The organism is Micromonospora sp. WMMC241, from assembly GCF_027460165.1.
Classification (GTDB): Bacteria; Actinomycetota; Actinomycetes; order Mycobacteriales; family Micromonosporaceae; genus Micromonospora; species Micromonospora humi.
In genome coordinates, this window is the sequence record NZ_JAPZBF010000001.1 from 4,112,100 (window position 1) to 4,134,774 (window position 22,675).

General features: G+C 72.8%; 20 protein-coding genes. 5 read left to right on the top strand and 15 right to left on the bottom strand.

The window, feature by feature from the left end:
- Positions 1-71: 71 nt before the first annotated feature.
- From O7598_RS18450 to O7598_RS18460, 3 genes are all read right to left on the bottom strand, one after another.
- A complete protein-coding gene (locus tag O7598_RS18450) occupies positions 72-1,685 on the bottom strand; it encodes an MFS transporter (protein ID WP_269692564.1) in 1,614 nt (537 codons plus the stop codon).
- 91 nt (positions 1,686-1,776) lie between these two features.
- Complete coding sequence (locus tag O7598_RS18455) at positions 1,777-2,826, bottom strand: S1 family peptidase (RefSeq protein ID WP_269692565.1); 1,050 nt, start codon at positions 2,824-2,826, stop codon at positions 1,777-1,779.
- Positions 2,827-3,038: 212 nt separating this feature from the next.
- Complete coding sequence (locus tag O7598_RS18460) at positions 3,039-3,512, bottom strand: winged helix-turn-helix transcriptional regulator (RefSeq protein WP_269692566.1); 474 nt, start codon at positions 3,510-3,512, stop codon at positions 3,039-3,041.
- Between the two features lie 56 nt (positions 3,513-3,568).
- On the opposite strand from O7598_RS18460, the gene O7598_RS18465 reads away from it, so the two are divergent.
- Positions 3,569-4,078, top strand: a complete 510-nt coding sequence (locus tag O7598_RS18465) for a PaaI family thioesterase (protein WP_269692567.1) — start codon at positions 3,569-3,571, stop codon at positions 4,076-4,078.
- A gap of 529 nt (positions 4,079-4,607) precedes the next feature.
- Here O7598_RS18465 and O7598_RS18470 read toward each other — a convergent pair.
- From O7598_RS18470 to O7598_RS18480, 3 genes are read right to left on the bottom strand one after another with little or no spacing between them, the layout of a single operon-like run.
- Positions 4,608-5,543, bottom strand: coding sequence for an acyl-ACP desaturase (locus tag O7598_RS18470; RefSeq protein WP_269692568.1), 936 nt, complete (start codon positions 5,541-5,543; stop codon positions 4,608-4,610).
- Positions 5,544-5,594: 51 nt separating this feature from the next.
- Entirely contained in the window at positions 5,595-6,929 is a 1,335-nt protein-coding gene (gene hisS / locus O7598_RS18475) for a histidine--tRNA ligase (RefSeq protein WP_269692569.1), read from the bottom strand.
- Between the two features lie 41 nt (positions 6,930-6,970).
- Entirely contained in the window at positions 6,971-7,684 is a 714-nt protein-coding gene (locus O7598_RS18480; protein ID WP_269692570.1) for an MBL fold metallo-hydrolase, read from the bottom strand.
- Between the two features lie 256 nt (positions 7,685-7,940).
- Here O7598_RS18480 and O7598_RS18485 point away from each other — a divergent pair, with 256 nt between their 5' ends.
- Together O7598_RS18485 and O7598_RS18490 are read left to right on the top strand one after the other, a co-directional pair.
- Entirely contained in the window at positions 7,941-8,810 is an 870-nt protein-coding gene (locus tag O7598_RS18485; protein WP_269692571.1) for a peptidylprolyl isomerase, read from the top strand.
- Between the two features lie 62 nt (positions 8,811-8,872).
- Entirely contained in the window at positions 8,873-9,709 is an 837-nt protein-coding gene (locus tag O7598_RS18490) for a peptidylprolyl isomerase (protein WP_269692572.1), read from the top strand.
- Between the two features lie 54 nt (positions 9,710-9,763).
- Here O7598_RS18490 and O7598_RS18495 read toward each other — a convergent pair whose 3' ends face one another.
- From O7598_RS18495 to ruvC, 8 genes are all read right to left on the bottom strand, one after another.
- Complete coding sequence (locus O7598_RS18495; RefSeq protein ID WP_175441430.1) at positions 9,764-12,205, bottom strand: RelA/SpoT family protein; 2,442 nt, start codon at positions 12,203-12,205, stop codon at positions 9,764-9,766.
- A 239-nt stretch (positions 12,206-12,444) separates the two neighbouring features.
- Entirely contained in the window at positions 12,445-13,011 is a 567-nt protein-coding gene (locus O7598_RS18500; RefSeq protein ID WP_091067242.1) for an adenine phosphoribosyltransferase, read from the bottom strand.
- A 97-nt stretch (positions 13,012-13,108) separates the two neighbouring features.
- Positions 13,109-14,296, bottom strand: coding sequence for a protein translocase subunit SecF (gene secF, locus O7598_RS18505; RefSeq protein ID WP_269692573.1), 1,188 nt, complete (start codon positions 14,294-14,296; stop codon positions 13,109-13,111).
- Between the two features lies 1 nt (position 14,297).
- Positions 14,298-16,223, bottom strand: coding sequence for a protein translocase subunit SecD (gene secD / locus O7598_RS18510; protein WP_269692574.1), 1,926 nt, complete (start codon positions 16,221-16,223; stop codon positions 14,298-14,300).
- A gap of 224 nt (positions 16,224-16,447) precedes the next feature.
- Positions 16,448-16,792, bottom strand: coding sequence for a preprotein translocase subunit YajC (gene yajC / locus O7598_RS18515; RefSeq protein ID WP_091067253.1), 345 nt, complete (start codon positions 16,790-16,792; stop codon positions 16,448-16,450).
- 138 nt (positions 16,793-16,930) lie between these two features.
- A complete protein-coding gene (ruvB, locus tag O7598_RS18520; protein WP_269692575.1) occupies positions 16,931-17,995 on the bottom strand; it encodes a Holliday junction branch migration DNA helicase RuvB in 1,065 nt (354 codons plus the stop codon).
- Positions 17,992-18,594 (bottom strand): Holliday junction branch migration protein RuvA, encoded by a 603-nt coding sequence (gene ruvA, locus O7598_RS18525; RefSeq protein ID WP_269692576.1) that lies wholly within the window; start codon positions 18,592-18,594, stop codon positions 17,992-17,994. The genes ruvB and ruvA overlap by 4 nt, the downstream gene beginning before the upstream one ends.
- Positions 18,591-19,121 (bottom strand): crossover junction endodeoxyribonuclease RuvC, encoded by a 531-nt coding sequence (gene ruvC, locus O7598_RS18530; RefSeq protein ID WP_269692577.1) that lies wholly within the window; start codon positions 19,119-19,121, stop codon positions 18,591-18,593. The genes ruvA and ruvC overlap by 4 nt, the downstream gene beginning before the upstream one ends.
- 182 nt (positions 19,122-19,303) lie before the next feature.
- Between ruvC and O7598_RS18535 the strand changes: the two genes are divergently transcribed.
- Positions 19,304-20,086 carry a 3-hydroxybutyrate dehydrogenase gene (locus O7598_RS18535; protein WP_269692578.1) on the top strand — a complete coding sequence of 261 codons (783 nt, stop codon included), beginning with the start codon at positions 19,304-19,306 and terminating at the stop codon, positions 20,084-20,086.
- Between the two features lie 14 nt (positions 20,087-20,100).
- Positions 20,101-22,020: a helix-turn-helix domain-containing protein gene (locus O7598_RS18540; protein ID WP_091067270.1), complete on the top strand. Its 1,920-nt coding sequence runs from the start codon at positions 20,101-20,103 to the stop codon at positions 22,018-22,020.
- 42 nt (positions 22,021-22,062) lie between these two features.
- Here the strand turns inward: O7598_RS18540 and O7598_RS18545 are convergent, their stop codons facing one another.
- Positions 22,063-22,671: a TetR/AcrR family transcriptional regulator gene (locus tag O7598_RS18545; RefSeq protein WP_269692579.1), complete on the bottom strand. Its 609-nt coding sequence runs from the start codon at positions 22,669-22,671 to the stop codon at positions 22,063-22,065.
- Between the last annotated feature and the right edge of the window lie 4 nt (positions 22,672-22,675).

The window sequence follows — 22,675 nt, forward strand, 5'->3', positions numbered from 1 at the left end:
CCTCATCTAATCCACGACTGCTTCCCGCATTCTGTCAGGGCGGGCCGGCCGGCTCCCCGGCACCCGCCGGGTCACCCCGGCTCGGCCGGGAGCAGGTGGTTGACCCGGACGTCGTCCTCGGCGAGCGCCCGGGCCCGCTCCTCCGCCGCCCGGTCCGCCCCGGTGAGCCGGCCGCCGTGCTGGCGCAGGTGCTCCTCCCAGGTCGGCACCTGATAGACCTCCACGTAGCCGTCGGCCCGCTCCCCGGCCCGGAACAGTCCCCAGCGCATCGCGCCGGTGCGCCGGCGGGACCGGCCGACCACCCGCATCGCCTCGACGAACTCGGCCTGCCGCTCCGGGCGCACCGTGTAGGAGACGGTGACCAGCACCGGTCCGCCGCGCGCCGGCGGTTCCAGCGTCAGGTGCGGCTCGGGCCAGTACGCCGCCGGGTCGCGGTCGACGCCCCGGGTCTCCCGCAGCGGCCAGAGCAGCACGCTGAGCGCGCCGACCGCCATCACCACGGCCGCCACGGTGAGCGCGACGACCAGGCCGGTGAGCTCGCCGAGCGCGCCCCAGGCGACCGCGCCGAGCGCCTGGCCGCCGGCGAAGACCATCTGGTAGACCGACAGGCCGCGGGCGCGTACCCAGCCGGGCAGGAACAGCTGCATGGCGGCGTTGACGCTGGACAGCACCGTCATCCAGGCCAGCCCGGCGGGCAGCAGCGCGACCACCGCGACGGCCGGCACCGGCACCAGCGCGAGCACGGCCAGCACCGCCGCGTAGAGCAGCCCGGCCAGGAGCAGCAACTGGTTGCTGGTGAGCGCCCGGCGCACCCGGGGCAGGACCAGCGCGCCGGCCACCGCGCCGACGCCGAGCGCGCCGAGCAGCACGCCGTAGCCGCCCGCGCCGAGGCCGAGCCGGCGGCTCGCGACCAGCGGCAGCAGCGCCCACAGCGCGCTGCCCGGCACCACGAACAGGGCGGCCCGCAGCAGGATCCGGCGGACCACCGGGGAGTGCCGGACGTACCGGCCGCCGGCGCGCAGCGCCGCGGTGAACCGCTCCGGCACGGTGTCGTTCTCCGGGCGTTCCGGACGCCAGCGCAGCAGCGTCACCGCGAAGATCGCGAAGCTGGCCGCGTTGACCGCGAAGACCACCGCCACGCCGGCCTGGGCCACCAGCACACCGGCCACCGCCGGCCCGACCGAGCGGGCCAGGTTGACGCTTATCGAGCCGAGCGCCGAGGCGGAGACGAGCTGCGACCGGGGCACCAGCTCCGGGATCACCGCCTGCCAGGCGGGCAGCGTGAGCGCCTGCCCGACACCGAGGGCGAAGGTGAGCGTGAGCAGCAGCGCCGGCGGCATCCGGCCGGCCGCGGTCAGCACGGTGAGCAGCACGCCGACGGCGGCCAGGAAGCACTGCACGGCGATCAGCAGCCGTCGGCGGTCGAACGTGTCGGCGAGCGCGCCGGCCGGCAGCGCCAGCATCAGCACCGGCAGCATGCTGGCGGTCTGCACCAGCGAGACCAGCGTCGCCGCGCCGGGGCGGTCGACCAGCAGCCACTGCGCGCCGACCGTCTGCATCCAGGTGCCGATGTTGCTGGCCAGCACCGCCAGCCAGAGGCCACGGAACGCGGCCGACCGCAGCGGCGCCCAGGCGGACGGCTGCCGGTCGGTCGTCTCGGTCTCGTCGGTCGGGGAGGCGCTCACCGGCCGATACCTACCCGGTCCGGCGGCCGGCACTCCCGGTACGCGCGGAACGGGCCGCCGGTCGCCCGGCGGCCCGTTCGTGGAGCGAGGATCAGAAGACGCTCACGCCGTAGACGCTGAGCGGCTCGGTGACCGGCTGGAAGTAGGTGGTGCCGCCGGAGGAGCAGTTGCCGCTGCCGCCGGAGGTGAGGCCGAGCGCGGTGGTGCCGGAGAACAGCGAGCCGCCGCTGTCGCCACCCTCGGCGCAGACGTTGGTGCGGATCAGGCCGGAGACGCTGCCCTCGGCGTAGTTGACCGTCGCGTTGGTGGCCGAGACGGAGCCGCTGCGCAGGCCGGTGGTGCTGCCGGACCGCCGGACCGACTGGCCCACGTAGGCGTTGCCGGCCGAGGTGATGTCCTGGTAGCTGCCGTTGTAGAGGTAGACGTTGCCGGCCGCGTTGGCCGAGTTGCTGTGCCGGACGATGCCGTAGTCGTTGCCCGGGAAGCTGGTGCCGGCCCGGGTGCCCAGCACGGACGTCTGGCTGGAGTTCGAGTACCAGGTCGAGCCGAGGTTGGTGCAGTGACCGGCGGTGAGGAAGTAGTAGGTCGATCCGCTGCGCACGTTGAAGCCGAGCGAGCAGCGGTATCCGCCGGTGTAGATGGCCTGGCCGCCGGAGATCCGGGTGGTCAGCGTGCCGGCCTCGGCCTCGATGCGGACCGCGCCACCGGTGCGGGCGGCCGCGGCCTTGACCCGCTCCAGCTTGGCGCCGGTGACGGTGCTGTCGACGGAGACGACGACCTGGTTGGTCGCCGCGTCGGTCCACCAGGCGGTGCCCGGGATCTTGGCGGAGCGCTCCAGCTCGCTGGTGGCGGCCTTGAGCTGGTTGGCGCCGCGGGTGACGAGCTTCGGGATGGCGCCGGCGGCGTGCACCTGGCGGGCGGCCGCGGTGTCGGTCACCGTGACGACCATCTTGCCGCTGGCGTCGGCGTACGTGCCGGCGGCGCGGTCGCCGAGCTTGGCGACGAGGCCGGCGGCGGCGTCGGGTGAGGCGGGCGACGCGGGGGCGGCCTGGGCGGGGGCGCCGAGCAGAGAACCGGTGACCAGGGTACCGGCCACGGCGACGGCGGCGGCGCGACGGAGCGTGGACCTCGTGGGTCGCATGTAACAACCTCCGAACGGGGGTGAACGGGCGTCGTCATGGGAAAACGCCCGAGGGCAACCCGGCCGACCTGGGGAAACCGTCCGGGCTGACCAAAGTATTCACATATTTAAGATCGTAAGCAAGACATGTGTTTGCCCGGATTCGCACCGCCACCGGATGTAACACCTGAGCAACAAGATCGTCACCGGGTGTCAGAGCCGGCGCGAGCCGCTCAGACGCGGCGGCGAGCGCCCGGGCCGGGGCGCGGCAGCACGTCGCGCGGCTCCGTCACCTCGTGCCCCTCGGCGCAGCGCAACGCCACCCGCACCTCGGCGCCGCAGTCGCGGTGCGCCACGGTCAGCGGGGCGCCCTCCGGGTCGGCGAGATGGCGGTCGCCCCAGCCGAGCAGCGCGACCAGAACCGGCCACAGGTCCAGGCCCATCTCGGTGAGCCGGTACTCGTGGCGCGGCCGGCTGCCCGGCTCGCGGTACGGCTCCCGCCGCAACACCCCGCGCTCCACGAGCATCGACAGCCGGTTGGTCAGCACCTGGCGCGGGACGCCGGTGCGCACCCGCATGTCGTCGAAGCGGCGCACGCCGCTGAACACCTCGCGGAGCACGACCACGGTCCACCGTTCGCCGAGGATCTCCATGGCGCGCGCGATGGTGCAGTTCTCCACCGACCAGTCCAGTGCCGCGGGTCTCATGCCGACCAGGCTAGGTCTGATTGACAGACTCAGCAACGCACTGGGAGGCTGGGTCCATGACAGAGACGCAGGAGCGCAGCCGCACGTTCACCTGGTCCGACCCGGTCGCCGGCGCCGCCCACCTCGGCCGGCGCAGCGGACTGGACCTGATGCGCGCGATGATCGCGGGCGAGCTGGCCGCCCCGCCGATCACCAGCCTGATGGACATGGCCCGGATGGAGGCCGACGAGGGCCGCGTCGTGGTCGAGCTGCTGCCGCAGGAGTTCCACTACAACCCGCTCGGCACGGTGCACGGCGGCGTCCTGTCCACGCTCCTGGACACCGCCGCCGGCTGCGCGGTGCACACCACGCTGCCGGCCGGCGTCGGCTACACCTCGCTCGACCTGAGCGTGAAGTTCCTGCGTCCGGTCACCGTGGCCAGCGGCACCCTGCGCTGCGAGGGCACCGTGCTGCAACGCGGCCGCCGCACCGCCCTGGCCGAGGCCCGCCTCACCGACCCGGCAAACCGCCTGGTCGCCCACGCCACCTCCACCTGCCTCCTGTTCCCCCTCGATTCCCCCGCCTGACCACCCGCCCCCACTCCCCCGCGCGATCTTGCACTTTCCGCCCGCAAGATGTCCGGGTCGCACCTCTCGCCGGGGCCACAAGTGCAAGATCGCGGGGCACCGCGACACCTCCCGTCGATCTTGCACTTACCGCCCCCGAGATGTCCGGATAAGGTCTTTTGCCGGGGCGACAAGTGCAAGATCGCGGGGGCGAGGGCGACTCCCGTCGAGGATCAGGCCCCGCGGTCCGCGTAGCCCGCGAGTGGAGCGCCACGGGTGCGTCGAGGCCCGGCAGACACCCATGGCGTACCACCCGACCACACTCCCCGCGAGCACAGACCATCCCGCTCAACCGATCCGGACAGACTCGAGCGGTCGGGCGACCAAGGAGTTCGCGTCACCCCCGGAGATCAACTCCGACGCAAAGCCCTTGATCACGCCCAACGGAACGCCGACCCGGGCCAGGGGCGGGGTTGATCATGAAGTTGGCGGCGACAAAACGGACGCCCAACGCCGCTAACTTCATGATCGACGGAGGCTCCCCGGGGGGTCAGGGGGTGGGGGTGAGGCGGGCGGCTCGGGCGGCTCGGCGCTCCTCGAAGCGGGACGCCTGGGTGTCCAGGGTGTCCAGGTGGGCGGCGATCTGCTCGCGGGCGGTCTCGCCGTCGGCGGTCAGGCCGGTCACCTCGAACAGGTTCCACTGGCGCAGCACCGGCATCACCACCTCGTCCCGGTGCTGGCGCAGGTCGTAGATGCCGGCCAGGGCGATCGCCACCGACTTGCGGGCGAAGCCGTCGATGCCGACCCCCGGCATCTGGAAGTCGGCGAGCACGTCGGCGACCGCCCGCATGGCCTGGCTCGGGGCCAGCTCGAACGCCGCGGCGAGCAGGTTGCGGTAGAAGACCATGTGCAGGTTCTCGTCCGCCGCCACCCGGGCCAGCAACGCCTCACAGGCCGGGTCGCCGGTGGCCCGGCCGGTGTTGCGGTGCGAGATGCGGGTGGCCAGCTCCTGGAAGGACACGTACGCCAGCGAGTGCAGCACCTCGTCGTCGTGGAGGTTGTGGTAGCCGGCGGACATGTGCACCATCCGGGCCCGCTCCAGCGCCACCGGGTCGACCGCCCGGGTCACGGTGAGGTAGTCGCGGATCGCGGTGCCGTGCCGGCCCTCCTCGGCGGTCCACCGGTGCACCCAGGTGCCCCACGCGCCGTCGCGCCCGAAGAGCGTGGCGATCTCGTGGTGGTAGGAGGGCAGGTTGTCCTCGGTGAGCAGGTTGACGATCAGCGCCGTGCGCGCCACCTCGGGGATCGTGGAGTCGGTCTCCGACCACGCCTCGCCGCCGAGCGGGCCGTCGAACGTGCGCCCGGCGCTCCACGGCACGTACTCGTGCGGGAACCACTCCTTCGCCAGCGACAGGTGCCGGTCGAGGTTCTTCTCGACCACGGGCTCGAGTTCGACGAGCAGGGCGGTCTGGCTGAGCACGGTCACGACGTTCTCCCTACGGTGGCGTAACTTACGCCACCGTAGGTCGAATCGTCGTCAGACGCCAGTGCCGGCCACCAGCGGGACCAGGTCCGCCCGGGGCGGCGTCCACTCGCCCGCCGCCGCGGCCACCTGCTCCCCCGACCGGATGTCCTTCACCTCGTCGCCGTCCGCGCCGGGGAACCAGACGTACGGGATGCCGCGCCGCTCGGCGTACCGGATCTGCTTGCCGAACTTCGCCGCGGACGGCGACACCTCGGTCGGCACGCCTCGCGAGCGCAACGCCGCCGCGACCGCGTCGCTGGCCGCGCGGTCCTCCTCGGCGGTGACCGCGACCAGCACGCAGGTCGGCACCGACCGGGACACCGACAGCGCCTCCGCGCCGAAGAGCAGGCCGAGCATCCGGGTCACCCCGATCGAGATGCCCACCCCCGGGAACCGGACGGTGCCGGAGCTGGCCAGGTTGTCGTAGCGGCCGCCGGAGCAGATCGAGCCGAACCGCTCGTAGCCCACCATCTGCGTCTCGTAGACGGTGCCGGTGTAGTAGTCCAGCCCTCGGGCGATGCGCAGGTCGGCGACGCAGAGGCCGGGAGCGTGCGCCGCGGCGGTCTCCACCACCGCGGTCAACTCCGCGATGCCCTCGTCGAGCAGCGGGTCACTCACCCCGAGGGCCCGTACCGCGTCGGCGAAGGACGCGTCCGGCGCGGAGATCTCGGCCAGCGCCAGGCACGCCTTGGCCTGCGCCTCGCTCGCCCCGGCGGTCTCGGCCAGCAGCTCGGCCACCTTCGCCGGCCCGATCTTGTCGAGCTTGTCCACCGCGCGCAGCGCCGCCTCCGGGTCGGTCAGCCCGATGCCCCGGTAGAAGCCCTCGCAGATCTTGCGGTTGTTGACCTGGATGCGGACCGGCGGGATGGGCAGCGCGCGCAGCGCGTCGCCGATCACCAGCGGCATCTCGGCCTCGTAGTGCGCCGGCAGCGTGTCCCGGTCGACGATGTCGATGTCGGCCTGGAGGAACTCCCGGTAGCGGCCCTCCTGCGGACGCTCCCCCCGCCAGACCTTCTGGATCTGGTAGCGGCGGAACGGGAACTGCAGCTTGCCGGCGTTCTCCAGCACGTAGCGGGCGAACGGCACGGTCAGGTCGAAGTGCAGGCCGAGGGCGTCGTCGCCGGCCGGCCCGTCGGCGTCGGCCTGCAACCGGCGCAGCAGGTAGACCTCCTTCGAGGTCTCCCCCTTGCGCAGCAACTGGTCCAGCGGCTCGACCGACCGGGTCTCCAGCGGCGCGAAGCCGTACAGCTCGAACGTGGCGCGGATGCGGTCCAGCACGAACTGCTCGATCATCCGCTGCGCCGGCGTCCACTCGGGGAAGCCGGAGATGGGCGTGGGCTTGCTCATGGCGTACTCCTTGCGACCCCGCGCGGGGCGCGGGTGCGGGTCTAGAGGCCTCGGGTGGGCGCGGCCGGGCGCGCGGAATCCGCAACCTCGACGAGGTAGGGGTTGCTCGCGCGCTCGCGGCCGATGGTGGTCGCGGGGCCGTGGCCGGGCAGGACGACGGTGTCGTCGGCCAGCGGGAGGACCTTCTCCCGGAGGCTGGCCAGCATGCGGGGCATGCTGCCGCCCGGCAGGTCGGTGCGGCCGATCGAGCCGGCGAACAGCACGTCACCGGAGAGGCAGATCTCGTCGGCCTCCCAGGGCGAGCCGGCGCCGGGCATCCGGAACAGCACCGACCCGCCGGTATGGCCGGGGGCGTGGTCGACGGTGATCTCCAGCCCGGCGAGCGACAGCGTCGCGCCGTCGGTCAGCTCGGCCACGTCGTCCGGCTCGGCGTAGGGCAGCCGCCCGCCGAAGAGCGCGGTGAGGTCCATCGAGAGCGCCTTGGACGGGTCGGCCAGCAGCTCCCGGTCCTCCGGGTGGACGTAGGCCGCGATGCCCCGCGCGCCGCACACCGGCGCGACCGAGAAGGTGTGGTCGAGGTGGCCGTGGGTGAGCAGCACCGCGGCCGGGTGCAGGCGGTGCTCGGCGAGCACGGCGTCGAGCCGGTCGAGCACCCCGATGCCGGGGTCGACCACCACGCACTGCTCCCCCGGCCCGGTCGCCACCACGTAGCAGTTGGTGCCGAAGGCGTCCGCGGGAAAGCCCGCCACGAGCACGTCCGTCCCCTCTCCGTCCGGTCGTCGTCCTCGCCCAGCAGCCTAGTCGTACCGGCGAGCGGGTTTCGCCCGCACCGACCCACCGGCCCCAGCCGGCCCAGTGACAACATCCGATAAGCGCAGGCGGGACCTCGTACACCACATTCACAGTCCGTACCCGTACACTCTGGCGGGCGTGTGGCGTGGCGCACCCCGACTCCGGCGGCGGGCAGCGCCCGGACGCCGGCGACGATCAGGCAGAGGAAGAGGAGCACCTGTGGCTTCCAGCAGGGACCGGCAGCGCAAACTGGCGCGCGCCAAGCTCGACCGGCAGCTCGCCCGGCGGGCCGCGGCCACGAAGCGTCGCCGGCAGATCCAGGCCGGGGTGGGCGCCGCGGTGGTGCTGGCGCTGATCGTGGCCGGCTCGGCCTGGGCGCTCGGCGCGTTCGACTCGGAGCCGAAGAAGCAGGCCGCCGAGGACACCTGCCTGTGGACGCCGCAGGACGGCGCCGCGAACGCCAACCTCAAGGACGTCGGCACCCCGGCCACCAAGGACCTGCCCACCTCGGGCACCCGACCGATGACGGTCACCACCAACCAGGGCGGGCCGATCACCGTCGACCTGGACCTGAGCGCCGCCCCCTGCGGCGGCGCGAGCCTGGCCCACCTGGCGAGCCGGTCGTTCTACGACAAGACCAAGTGCCACGAGATCACCACCGAGGGCGCGCTGCGCTGCGGCGACCCGAGCGGCACCGGCGTGGGCGGTCCGACGTACTCGTTCTACGACGAGAACGTCCCCACCGCGCCCGAGCCCAGCCCGTCGGCCTCGCCGGCCCCGGGGCAGCCGCCGGCGTACCCGAAGGGCACGGTCGCCATGATCGGCAACCCGCCCGGCAGCAACGGCAGCCAGTTCCTGATCTTCTTCAAGGACTTCAACCCGGCCAAGCCGGCCTACAGCGTCGTCGGCAAGGTCACCGGCGGGCTGGACGTGGTGGAGAAGATCGGCGCCCTGCCGACCGTGGACAACGGCGGCGGCGTCAAGGTCAAGCCGAAGACGGACGTGGTGATCCAGAGCCTGACCGTCGGCGAACCGAAGGCCGCCGCGGCCGCGACGAGCGCGCCGGCGAGCAGCCCCAGCGCCGGTTGATCCACCGTTGACTCGGCGGCGCGCGGCGCCGCCCCCCGATACACAGCAGGTGAGGAGTGAGCGTGACGTCCACGAGAGACCGCCAGCGAGCGGCGGCGCGGGCCCGGCTCGAGCGGGAGATGGCCGAGCGGTCCGGCAAGGCCCGCAAGCGCCGGCAGACGCAGGCGATCGTCGGCGCCGCGGCCGTGCTGGTGCTCGTCGTGGCCGGCACCGTCTGGCTCGCCACGTCGCTCGGCGACGACGACGACCAGAAGCAGGCCGGCTCCGCCGCCGGCAACGCCCAGTGCGCCTACACCGAGGTGCCCAAGGAGGGCCGCCCGGCGCAGATTAAGGACGTCGGGCTGCCGCCCACGCAGCAGGCGAACAAGGGCAGCCAGACGATGACGATCGACACCAACCTGGGCCCGATCACCGCCAAGCTCGACCGGGCCGCGGTGCCCTGCACCGCCGGCAGCTTCACCCACCTGGCCAGCAAGGGCTTCTTCGACAACACCAAGTGCCACCGACTGGTCACCGAGGGCATCAAGGTGCTGCAGTGCGGCGACCCGAGCGCCACCGGCAAGGGCTGGCGGGACACCGACGGCACCGGTGGGCCGAGCTACAACCTGGCCGAGGAGAACCTGCCGACCAACAAGCGCCCGCCGTACCCGGAGGGCGTCATCGCGATGGCCAACTCCGGCCAGCCCGGCAGCACCGGCAGCCAGTTCTTCATCGTGTACGGCGACTCCCAGCTCGACCCGAACTACACCGTGCTGGGCACCATCACCGGCGGCATGGACGTGGTGAAGCAGGTCGCCGCGGCCGGTGACGACGGCGCCTTCGCGAAGCAGGCCGGCGGCGGTCACCCGAAGAAGGAGATCGTCATGACCAAGGTGACGATGAGCGACATCCAGGGCTGACCCGATTCACTGAGAAACGCCCGCCGGATCAACCGGCGGGCGTTTCTCGTGCGCTCAGGCCCCCGAGGTGACCCGGTACGCGTCGAAGACGCCGTCGACCTTGCGCACCGCGGCCAGCAGGTGCCCGAGGTGCTTCGGGTCGGCCATCTCGAAGCTGAACCGGCTGACCGCCACCCGGTCACGGGTGGTGGTCACGGTCGCGGAGAGGATGTTCACCCGCTCCTCGGAGAGCACCCGAGTGACGTCGGCGAGCAGCTTGTGCCGGTCCAGCGCCTCCACCTGGATGGCGACCAGGAACGTGGACGCCGACGTCAGCTTCCAGCTCACCTCGACCACCCGCTCGGGCTGTGCCCGCAGGTCCTCGGCGTTGGCGCAGTCGTCGCGGTGCACGCTGACCCCGCCGGAGCGGGTCACGAAGCCGAAGACCGAGTCCGGCGGCACCGGCGTGCAGCAGCGGGCCAGCTTGATCCAGACGTCGCTGACGCCCCGGACCACCACGCCCGGATCGGCGCTGCTCTGCCGGCTGCGCGGCGGCCGGGTGGCGACGGCGGTCTCGGCGATGTCCTCCGCCGCGCCCTCCTCGCCGCCGTAGGAGGCCATCAGCTTCTGCACCACCGACTGCGCGGAGACCTGACTGTCGCCGACCGCCGCGTAGAGCGAGGCCACGTCCGCGAGGTGCAGGTCCCGGGCGATCGCCATCAGCGCGTCCGAGGTGAGCATCCGCTGCAACGGCATGCCCTGCTTGCGCATCGCCTTGACGATCGCGTCCTTGCCGGCCTCGATCGCCTCCTCGCGCCGCTCCTTGTTGAAATATTGTCGGATCTTGGTGCGGGCGCGCGGGCTCTTGACGAAGCCCAGCCAGTCCTGCGTGGGGCCGGCCGTGTCGGACTTCGACGTGAAGATCTCGATCACGTCGCCGTTGGACAGCGTCGACTCCAGCGGCACCAGCTTGCCGTTGACCCGCGCCCCGATGCACTTGTGCCCGACCTCGGTGTGCACCGCGTACGCGAAGTCGACCGGCGTCGACCCGGTCGGCAGCGGGATGACGTCGCCCTTGGGGGTGAAGACGTACACCTCCTGGCTGGACAGGTCGAAGCGCAGCGCGTCCAGGAACTCGCTCGGGTCGGCCGCCTCGCGCTGCCAGTCCAGCAGCTGCCGCAGCCAGGTCATCTCGTCGATGTGCGCCGGCGGGCCCACCACCTGGGTGCCCTTGTGCTCCTTGTACTTCCAGTGGGCGGCGATGCCGAACTCGGCGGTGCGGTGCATCGCGTAGGTGCGGATCTGCATCTCCACCGGCTTGCCGGTGGGCCCGATGACCGTCGTGTGCAACGACTGGTACATGTTGAACTTGGGCATGGCGATGTAGTCCTTGAACCGGCCCGGCACCGGCTGCCAGTTGGCGTGGATGACGCCCAACGCCGCGTAGCAGTCGCGCACCGTGTCGACCAGGATCCGCACCCCGACCAGGTCGTAGATGTCGTTGAAGTCGCGACCCCGCACGATCATCTTCTGGTAGATCGAGTAGAGGTGCTTCGGCCGCCCGGTGGTCTCCGCCTTGATCTTGGCGGCCTTCAGGTCCGTCTGCACCTTCTGGGTCACCTGGCGCAGCAGCGCCTCGCGCTGCGGCTGGTGCTCCCCGATCAGCCGGTTGATCTCTTCGAACCGCTTCGGGAACAGCGTGCCGAAGGCCAGGTCCTCCAGCTCCCACTTGATCGTGTTCATACCGAGGCGGTGCGCCAGCGGGGCGAGGATCTCCAGCGTCTCCTTGGCCTTCTGCTCCTGCTTGGGACGGGGCAGGAAGGTCAGCGTCCGCATGTTGTGCAGCCGGTCGGCCAGCTTGATCACCAGGACCCGAGGGTCCTTGGCCATCGCCACGACCATCTTGCGGATGGTCTCCGCCTTGGCGGCGTCGCCCAGCTTGACCTTGTCGAGCTTGGTCACGCCGTCGACCAGCAGCGCCACCTCACCGCCGAAGTCGGCGCGCATCGCGTCGAGGGTGTATTCGGTGTCCTCGATCGTGTCGTGCAGCAGCGCCGCCACGAGCGTGGTGGTGTCCATGCCGAGGTTGCCGAGGATGGTCGCCACCGCGAGCGGGTGGGTGATGTAGGGGTCGCCGGACTTGCGATATTGCCCCGAGTGCCAGCGCGCGGCCGTGTCGAAGGCGCGCTGGAGCAGCCGGGCGTCGGCCTTGGGATGGGCGTCACGGTGGGACGCGATCAGCGGCTCCAGCACCTCGCTGACCTGCGAGGTCTGCCAGGGAGCGTTGAACCGGGCCAGCCGGGCGCGCACCCGGCGGCCGGTGGGCGCGTTGGAGAGGGCGAAGCCGCCGCTGGACGTGGGGTCACCGTCGGTCGGGAACGGCACCACGACCGCGCCGCCGTCGGCCGTCGCGTCCGGCGTGCCGTCGGTGGCGCCGGTCGCCCGGGCCGGCGGGTTGCCGCTGTGCTCGGTCACCGAGCCGTCCGCGTCGCCTGTCGGGTGCACCGTGCCCTCCACCGGAGGGACGACATCGTGGGACACCGGCCTCCTCACCGTTCGCCGGGATGCGCCGGCCGTCCGGCCGACGTCTGGTCCAACCGACCCGGGGGCCGGTGTTGTTCCGCGCCGGTCACCGGGGCTGCGCCCCGGCGGACGGTCGCCCGCCGGGTCAGGCAAAGGGCAATGCTACCCGCCCGGAGGGTACGCCACCGCTCCGCCGGACGGTCGGTGCCGGCGGGCCGGACCGACGGGCGGGGTCAAACGGTCAACAGGGCATGGACCGGGCGCGGCGCGAGGCGCTCGCGCCCCTTGAGGAAGCCCAGCTCCAGCAGGACGGTGAACCCGGAGACCGTGCCGCCGGCGCGCTCCACCAGGTCGAGCGTGGCCTCGGCCGTGCCACCGGTGGCGAGCACGTCGTCGAGCACCAGCACCCGGTGGCCGGCGGTGAACGCGTCCTGGTGCACCTCCAGCGTCGCCTCGCCGTACTCCAGGGCGTAGGAGGCCGAGTGGGTGGCCCGGGGCAGCTTGCCGGCCTTGCGCACCGGCACCACCCCGACGCCGGTGGCGTAGGCCACCGCCGCCGCGAGCACGAACCCGCGCGCCTCGATGCCGGCGACCACGTCGAAGGACTCCGGCCCGTGGAACGCGATGATCCCGTCGATCACCTCGCGGAACGCGACGCCGTCGGCGAAGAGCGGCATCAGGTCCTTGAACAGGACCCCCGGCTTGGGGAAGTCCGGCACGTCCAGGATCCGGCTGGCGACCAGCTGGGCGGCCTCCGGGCCGCTGTCTCCCCGTACGCCGGTGGTGTGGGTCTCCGTCACGGTGCGTCCATGTCCTCTCGAAACGACGACGGCGTCCGTCATGCCGTGGCAACAGCATGACGGACGCCGTCGGAGTCGGTTCCGTCCGGGCCGGTGGTCAGCGGCGCTTCGCGCCGCCCGGCCGGTTGCCCCCGCCGCCACCGGGGCGACCGCCCCGGGCGCCGCTGGAACGCTTGCCGCTCGGCCGGGCGCCGACCTTCGGGGCGACGCCGGCGAGCGCCGCGTCCGCCTCGACCGGCTGGTCGCCGGTCGGCGCGGGGCGCGGGGCGCCCTTCGGGGTGACCTCGCCGCGGGCGACGGCCGCCCGGCGGGAGAGCACCCGCTTGTTGTGCGCGCTGATCCGCGGGTCCTGGTTCTTCAGCAGCACCAGCAGCGGGGTGGCCAGCAGGATCGAGGTCAGGAACGCGACCGCCATGCCGACGAAGAGCACCAGGCCGAGGTCCTTCAGGGTGCCCGCGCCGAGCAGCCCGGCGCCGATGAAGAGCAGGCCACCGACCGGGAGCAGCGCCACCACGGAGGTGTTCAACGAACGCATGAGGCTCTGGTTGAGGGCCAGGTTGGACGCCTCGCCGTAGGTCAGGTTGTTGTTCGCGGTGATGCCGCGCGTGTTCTCCTGCACCTTGTCGAAGACCACCACCACGTCGTAGAGCGCGAAGCCCAGGATGGTGAGGAAGCCGATGATCGTCGACGGCGTGACCTCGAAGCCGACGAGGGAGTAGATGCCGGAGGTGAGGACCAGGTTGGTGAGCAGCGAGGCGATCGCGGCGACCGCCATCCGCCACTCGAAGCGCAGCACCAGGTAGATCGACACCACCGCGAGGAAGATCAGCAGACCGAGGAAGGCCCGGGAGGTGACCTGGCTGCCCCACGCCTCGGAGACCTGGCTGCCGCTGATCTGGTCGGCCTGGATGCCGAACTCCTGCGCCATCGCGGTCTTGGCCGCGTTGGCCTGCTCCGCGGTGAGCTGCCCGGTGCGCATCTCGTAGTACTCGCCGCTGGTGCCGCCGACCTTCTGCGCGCTGACCACCTCGACACCGGGAGCCTCGGCGGCGAGCGCGTCGTCGACGACCGTCTCCGCCCGATCCAGCGTGCCGACGCTGGCCGGCACCTGGAACGAGTTGCCGCCGGCGAACTCGATGCCGAGCTTGAAGCCGTTGAGCGCGAAGCTCAGCACCGCGATCAACACCAGCGCGCCGGCGACGCCGAACCACAGCTTGCGCTTGCCGACGATGTTGAGATCGGCCTCGCCACGGTAGAGCCGGGCGGCCAGACCACTCTTAGCCATCTCAGGCCTCCTTGACACGCGGGTTGCGGGCGGTGCCCGACTCGGCCGACCGGGCCGGCAACGCCCGGCCCAGACCGCTGACCCGCGGGGACAGGAACGCCCGGGTGCGGGCGAACATCGTCATGATCGGGTGGCGGAAGAGGAACACGACGACCAGGTCCAGCACGGTCGCCAGGCCGAGCGCGAAGGCGAAGCCCTTCACCGCGCCGACCGACACGATGTAGAGCACCACGGCCGACATCAGCGTGATGGCGTTCGCCGAGATGATCGTCCGGCGGGCCCGGATCCAGGCCCGCGGCACCGCGCTGCGCGGGCTGCGACCCTCGCGGATCTCGTCCTTGAGCCGTTCGAAGTAGATGACGAACGAGTCCGCCGCCACACCGAGCGAGACGATCATGCCGGCGATGCCGGCGAGCGTCAGCGTGAAGCCGATCGACCGGCCGAGCACCACCAGCGCGCCGAAGACCAGCAGCGCGGAGAGCACCAGGCTGAGGAAGATGACCGAGCCGAGCAGCCGGTAGTAGAAGAACGAGTAGATGATGACCAGCAGCATGCCGATGCCGGCCGCGAGCAGGCCCGCCTTGAGGTGGCTGTCGCCCAGCGTCGCGGTGACGTTCTGCTGCTCCTGCGGCACGAACGTCACCGGCAGCGCGCCGTAGCGGAGCTGGCTCGCGAGCGCGTTCGCCGACCTGTTGTCGAAGCTGCCGGTGATCTGCGAGTCACCGGTCAGCACGCCCTGGATCTCCGGCGAGGAGACGATCTCGTTGTCCAGCACCACGGCCACCCGGCACTTGCCGTCCTGGCCGAGCGCGGTCTGGTCGCAGGCCTGACCCTCGTTGTTGAACGACTCACGGGTCAGCGCGGTCCACTTCTCCTGGCCCTTGCCGGTGAAGTTGAGGCTGACCACCCAGGAGCTGGTCTGGTCGAGCTGGGCGGAGGCGTTCTTGACGTCGGTGCCCTCGACCTTGGCCACGTCGAGCAGGTTCTTCGCGCCGGCCTCGCAGGCCACCGCCTTCTGCTTCGGGTCCTTGATCGACGCGGCCGGCCGCTTGTCGAGCTGGGCGCAGGTGATGGTGGGGACGTTGAACTGCATCTCCACCGGCAGCACCGCGATCTCCTGCGGGGAGAGCGTGCCGAACGGCTTGAGCTTGTCGGCCAGCGACGGGTCGGCGGCGAGGTCGGCCGGGGCCTGCAGGCCCGAGGCGGCGGCCCAGGCGGCGGCGCCCACCTTCTGCTGCACGGCCTGGCGCTGCTGCTCGATGCTCTGCGGCACCGGCTCGGCGCTGGCGCTCGGACTGGGCGCGGCGGCGCTCGGCGAGGCCGACGGGGTCGGCGTGGCGCTGGCACCCGGCGCGGGGGCCATGCCGCCCTGCCCGCCGGCGCTCGGCGACGCGGTGACCTTGGCGCTCGGCTTCGGCGACGCGCTCCCGGACGGCTTCGGCGACGCGCTGCCCGACGGCTTGACGCTGCCCGGCGGCGCGGCGGAGGCGCTGGGGCTCGGCGCCGGCGCGGCGGCCGCGCCGCTGCCGTCGGTCGCCTTGAGCACCTTGCGGAAGCGCAGCTCGGCCGCGCTGCCGACGTCGGTCAGGTCGCGGTTCTGGCCGGGCAGGGAGATGACGATGTTGCGGTTGCCCTCGGTGACCACCTCCGCCTCGGCCACGCCGTAGGCGTTGACCCGGCTCTCGATGATCTGGCGCGCCTCTTCGAGGTTGTCGGCGGTCGGCGGCTTGCCGTCCACCGTGTTGGTGGCCTCGAGCGTCAGCCGGGTGCCGCCGATGAGGTCCAGACCGAGCCGGGGCTCCAGCCGGTCCTTCCAGCCACCGCTGGCGCCGCCCGAGAAGAACACCAAAAGATAGAGGACGACGAAGATGAACCCGAGCACGGCGAGCTGCCGTCCGGGGCGCATCTGTCCCTGAGGTGGTGCCACGGCTGTCCTGTCTCCCTGTACGGTCGCGCCGCTTCCACGGCGGCGACAACTGTCGGGCCGGGGGTGTCCGCCCGACTGTTCCGGCTGGCCGGCGCCGGTCACCGGCACGCCGGCCCGAGCACGACGCGGGGGCGTCGCGCGGGCCTGGCCGCGTGCCGGCGGCGGACGCCGACCCAACTATCCACTTGTGGGGGTGTTTCCGCTGCCCCGTCCGGGGCAGGTGGTCACTCCTTGACCGACTCGGCTTCCTCGCTGATGGTCTCGGCCTCGGGCGCCTCGGCCCGCTTGACCACCCGGGCCACGGCGGGGCGCGCGTACCGGGTCTGCACACCCGGCGCCACCTCGAGCAGGACCGTGTCGTCCTCGACCACGGTGACCGTGCCGTGCAGGCCGCCGATGGTGACCACCTCGTCGCCGGGGGCGAGGGCGGACTGCATCTGCTCCGCCTCGCGACGGCGCTTCTGCTGCGGACGGATCATCATGAAGTACATGACGACGAAGAGCAGAGCGATCATGAGGATCGGCGTCAGACCGCCGGCTCCCCCGCCACTCGCTGCTGCGTAAAGCACGGTGTCGACCTTCCGGTTGGCCTCCGCCGGCCCCGGGGGGCGCCGCAGCGGAAGCGGATTCTCACGTCCTGTACAGACCGCGGCGAAGTCTAGTCGCTGCTCCTGGGAAGACCGAATGCGGCACAGATCACGAACGGATCACGGCCGATCGGTCTGCGTCGAGAACAGATCGGGCCCCTGCGGGGCATCCGCACCAAATGTACCATTCGGTGGGTTGCGGCCCAGATGGTGCCAGGCGGCCTCGGTGGCCACCCGCCCCCGGGGCGTACGCGCGAGCAGCCCGGCCCGGACCAGGAACGGCTCGCAGACCTCCTCGACCGTGTCCGGCTGCTCCCCCACCGCCACCGCGAGGGTGGAGACCCCGACCGGGCCGCCCCGGAACGAGTCGACGAGCGCCTTGAGCACCGCCCGGTCGAGCCGGTCCAGGCCCAGCGCGTCCACGTCGTAGACGGTGAGCGCGGCCCGGGCGGTCTCCAGGTTGACCACCCCGTCGGCGCGCACCTCGGCGTAGTCGCGGACCCGGCGCAGCAGCCGGTTGGCGATCCGGGGCGTGCCCCGGGAACGGCCGGCGACCTCCGCCGCGCCCTCCGGCGTGATCGGCACGCCGAGGATCCGGGCGGAGCGGTGCAGCAGCGTCTCCAGGTCGGCCGGGGAATAGAAGTCGAGGTGCGCGACGAAACCGAACCGGTCGCGCATCGGCCCGGTCAGCAGGCCGGACCGGGTGGTGGCACCGACCAGCGTGAACGGCTCCACGTCGAGCGGGATGGCGGTCGCGCCCGGGCCCTTGCCCACCACCACGTCGACCCGGAAGTCCTCCATCGCGCTGTAGAGCAGCTCCTCGGCCGGCTTGGCGATCCGGTGGATCTCGTCGATGAAGAGCACGTCGCCCTCGGCCAGGCTGGTCAGGATCGCGGCCAGGTCGCCGGAGCGCTCGATCGCCGGCCCGCTGGTCACCCGGATCCCGGTGCCCAGCTCCGCGGCCACGATGTTGGCCAGGGAGGTCTTCCCGAGGCCGGGCGGGCCCGAGAGGAGGATGTGGTCCGGCGGAGAGCCGCGCCGCATCGCGCCCTGCAACAGCAGGTCGAGCTGGTCGCGGACCCGGTCCTGGGCGATGAACTCGGCGAGCCGTTTCGGCCGGACGCTGGCCTCCGCGTCCAGCTCGGCGTCGCTGACGTACGCCGAGACCAGGTTCTCGCTCGTCATCGGGTGCGGCCCAGGAGGCGGATCGCCTGCTTGAGCAGGACCGGCACCGGCGGGGTCTCCCCGTCGACGGTCTCGGCGACCGCGACCACCGCCTGCTCCGCCTGGGCGGCCGACCAGCCGAGCCCGACCAGGGCCTGACGCACCTGCTCCGGCCAGCCGCCCCCGGTCACCCCGCCCGCGCCGTCCGGGCCGATCGCCACCGGGCCGACCCGATCCCGCAGCTCCAGCACGAGGCGCTCGGCGCCCTTCTTGCCGATGCCCGGCACCCGGGTCAGCGTGGCGGTGTCGGCGTTGGCGATGGCCTTGCGGACGGCGTCCGGGGTGTGCACGGCGAGCACCGCCTGGGCCAGCCGGGGACCGACCCCGCTGGCGGTCTGCAGCAGCTCGAAGAGCTGCTTGGCGTCGTCGTCGGCGAAGCCGTAGAGGGTGAGCGAGTCCTCCCGGACCACCAGGCTGGTGGCTAGCCGGGCCGGCTGGCCGACCCGCAGGTCGGCGATGGTGCCGGGGGCGCACTGCACGGCGAGGCCGATGCCGCCCACCTCCACCACGGCGTGGTCCGGACCGGTCGCGGTCACCGTGCCGCGCACACTCGCGATCATCGTCGCGCCCCTCCTCGTCGAGCCTGGTCGGCCGCCGCGGCCAGCTTGGACCGGGTGCCGCCGCGCCAGACGTGGCAGATGGCCAACGCCAGCGCGTCGGCGGCGTCGGCCGGCTTCGGCGGCTCCGCCAGGCGCAGCAGCCGGGTGACCATGGTGGTCATCTGCTTCTTGTCCGCCTGGCCGGAGCCGGTCACCGCCGCCTTCACCTCGCTCGGCGTGTAGGTCGTCACCGGCAGCCCGGCGCGCGCGCCGGCCAACACCGCCACGCCGCTGGCCTGGGCGGTGCCCATCACGGTACGCACGTTGTGCTGGCTGAACACGCGCTCGACCGCGACCGCGTCCGGCCGGTGCTCGGCGACCAGGTCGGTCAGCGAGCGGTCCAGGTGCAGCAGGCGCAGCGCCAGCTCGTCGGCGGGATCGGTGTAGACGACGTAGTAGGCGACCAGGGTGCAGGGGCGGCCCGGCACGCCCTCGACCACGCCGACCCCGCACCGGGTCAGCCCCGGGTCGACGCCCAGCACGCGCACGCCGCCTCCTCCCCGAGCCGCCAGCAGTACGTGTGTTCGACACACCCTACCGATGCGCCACGGCGGCCGGACGGGCGGACACGCCGGGGACGATCGGCGCGGGACGCACCACACACTGAAGCGGTCGAGTATGTGTCGCCGCCCCATGTGCCCGGGGCCACACGCCTCGTAACTTCTGCGCCATGACGGCAGAACCCGTGGCGGTCCCCCACGTCGTACACGTCGACCTCTCCGGTCGCAACGCCCTGGTGACCGGTGGTGGCAGCGGCATCGGACGGGCCTGCGCCCTGCGCCTGGCGGCGGCCGGCGCCTCGGTCGTGGTGCTGGACCGCAACGTGGAGGCGGCCAAGGCCGTGGCCGCCGAGGCCGGCGGCCGGGCCGAGGGGATCGACCTGGCCGATCCGGAGGCGGTGGACCGGCTCGACGTGGACGCCGACATCGTGGTGAACAACGCCGGGTTGCAGCACGTCGCGCCGGTGCAGGAGTTCCCGGTCGAGCGCTTCGAGTACATCCAGCGGGTGATGGTGGAGGCGCCGTTCCTGCTCATCCGCCGGGCGCTGCCCCGGATGTACGCCAACGGCTGGGGCCGGATCGTCAACATCTCCTCGGTGCACGGGCTGCGCGCCTCGCCGTTCAAGGCGGCGTACGTCTCGGCGAAGCACGCCCTCGAAGGGTTGTCCAAGGTGGTGGCGCTGGAGGGCGCCGCGCACGGGGTGACGGCCAACTGCATCAACCCGGCGTACGTGCGGACCGCGCTGGTGGAGAGCCAGATCGCCGACCAGGCGGCCAGCCACGGCATCGGCGAGGACGAGGTGATCGAGAAGATCATGCTGGCCCGGGCGGCGATCAAGCGGCTGATCGAGCCGGAGGAGGTGGCCGAGCTGGTGGCGTACCTGTGCGCCCCGCCGGCCGCGTTCCTCACCGGCGCCTCGATCGCCCTCGACGGGGGCTGGACGGCGAACTAGTGGCGCCGCGCACAATGTCGGTCATGTCGTCGCCGGTGGAGTTCCTGGAGCTGCTGGCGCGCGAGGCCGCCGCGGTCGAGTTCGAGGGCCCGCTGGTCGCCGCGCGCGCCGCCGGCCTGCCCGCCGACCGGCTGGCCGAGCTGGAGCAGGCGAAGGTGGTGGCGCTGCGGGTCCGGGCGCTGCTGGAGCGCCGGCGACGCCGGGAGACCGAGCTGTCGGGTCTCTACGACACCGCCAGCGACCTGGCCGGGCTGCGCGACCTGGACGACGTGCTGCGGGCGATCGTGCACCGGGCGCGGATCCTGCTCGGCACCGACGTGGCGTACATGACGCTCAACGACGACGAGCGCGGCGACACCTACATGCGGGTCACCGACGGTTCGATCTCGGCCCGGTTCCAGCGGCTGCGGCTGGAGATGGGCGACGGCCTGGGCGGGCTGGTGGCGCAGACCGGCACCCCGTACGTCACCTCGAACTACCAGGAGGACGAGCGGTTCCGGCACACCGGGGAGATCGACGGTGGGGTGGGCGAGGAGGGCCTGGTGGCCATCCTCGGCGTGCCGCTGCGGCTCGGCTCCAGCGTGATCGGCGTGCTCTACGCGGCCAACCGCTCGGCCCGCCCGTTCGCCCGGGAGGAGGTGTCGCTGCTGGTCTCGCTGGGCGCGCACGCGGCGGTGGCGATCGACACCGCCCGGCTGCTGGCCGAGACCCGCGCCGCGCTGGAGGAGCTGTCGGCGGCGAACGGCACGATCCGGGCGCACAGCAGCTCGGTGGAGCGGGCCGCCGCCGCGCACGACCGGATGACCGCGCTGGTGGTGCGCGGCGGCGGGATGGAGGACGTGGCGGCGGCGGTGACCGAGGTGCTCGGCGGGGCGCTGCTGGCGCTGGACGCCGAGGGCCGCCGGCTGGCCCGGGTGGGCGAGATCGAGGAGCCGGACCGGGCGGACATCGTGGAGGCGGTCGCCGCGTCGCGCACCGAGGGGCGCAGCGTGCGGCGCGGTCCGCTCTGGTACGCGGCCGTGGTGGCCGGCGCGGAGAACCTGGGCGCGCTGGTGCTGCGCCCCGACGACGAGCTGGTCGACGCCGACCAGCGGATCCTGGAGCGGGCGGCGCTGGTGACCGCGTTGCTGCTGCTGTTCCGCCGCACGGTGGCCGAGGCGGAGGGGCGGGTCCGGGGTGAGCTGCTGGACGACCTGATCGCCAGGCCGCTGCGGGACACCGACGCGTTGCGCAGCCGGGCCCGCCGGATCGGCGTGGACCTGGACGCCCCGCACGTGCTGGTGGCGGTCGGCGACGACGCGTTCGCCGAGACCGGTTCGGCCCGGCAGCGGGTCCTGTCCTGGGCCACCACGTACGCCTCGACCCGGGGCGGGCTGGCGGCGGCGCGCGACGGGCGGGTGGTGCTGATGCTGCCCGGGCAGGACGCCGGCGGGGCGGCCCGGGCGGTGGCCCGGGACCTGTCCCGGGTGACCGGCCGGCCGGTGACCGCCGGGGCGAGCGGGCCGTCGACCGGCCCGGCGTCGCTGGCGGTCACGTTCGCCGAGGCGGAGCGGTGCCTGACCGCGCTGGGCGCGCTGGGCCGGGCCGGGCAGGGGGCGAGCACCGCGGAGCTGGGCTTCGTCGGGTTGCTGCTGGGCGCGGTCGGTGACGCCGGCGACCGGGACGTCAGCGGGTTCCTCACCGCCACGGTGGGGCCGGTGGTCGACTACGACGCGCGGCGGGGCACCGCGCTGGTGAAGACGCTGGAGGCGTACTTCGGGGTGGGCGGCAGCCTGGCCCGGGCCGCCGAGCAGTTGCACGTGCACGTGAACACCGTGACCCAGCGGCTGGAGCGGGTCGGGCAGCTGCTCGGCGCCGACTGGCAGAAGCCGGAGCGGGCGCTGGAGGTGCAGCTCGCGCTGCGCCTGCACCGGCTGCGCACGCCGGCCGCCTGAGCCGCCGACCGGGTCAGCGGGCGTAGGCCGTCGCCCACGGCGTCAGCGGGCGCGCAGGCCGTCCAGGACCGTGTCCACGATGCGCTCCGGCAGGAGCCGCTCGTCCGGCCCGGGATACCAGTGCACCATCCGCTGGGTCAGCATCGGCGCGGTGAGCAACGCCATGGCGACCTCGACGTCGAGGTCGGCGCGCAGCTCGCCGCGCTCGACCGCGCGGCGCAGCACCTCGCGCATCGCCTCCCGCCGGGGCTCGATGATCGCCTCGTAGGCCTGGCGGTGGGCGGAGCTGCGGCTCACCTCGGGCACCAGGCACGGCATGATCATGCGGGCCCGCGGGTCGACGTGCTGGCCGACGGCGCCGACGAGCTGCACCAGGTCGTCGCGCACGGAGCGCCCGCCGGTGCGGGGCGGGTCGCCCTTGAGCCGGCGCAGCGCGTCCAGCAGCAGCGCTTCCTTGCCGGGCCAGCGGCGGTAGATGGTGGCCTTGCCGACGCCGGCCCGGGCGGCGATCGCCTCGATGGAGAGCGCCTCGATGGTGCTGCCCTCGGCCAGCAGGTCGAGGGTGGCCTCCACGATCGCCTCGTCCGCGCGGGTGCTCCGCGGTCGCCCGGGCGACCGCGGAGCATCCGCCGTGGAAGTCATGTCAGACATTGTC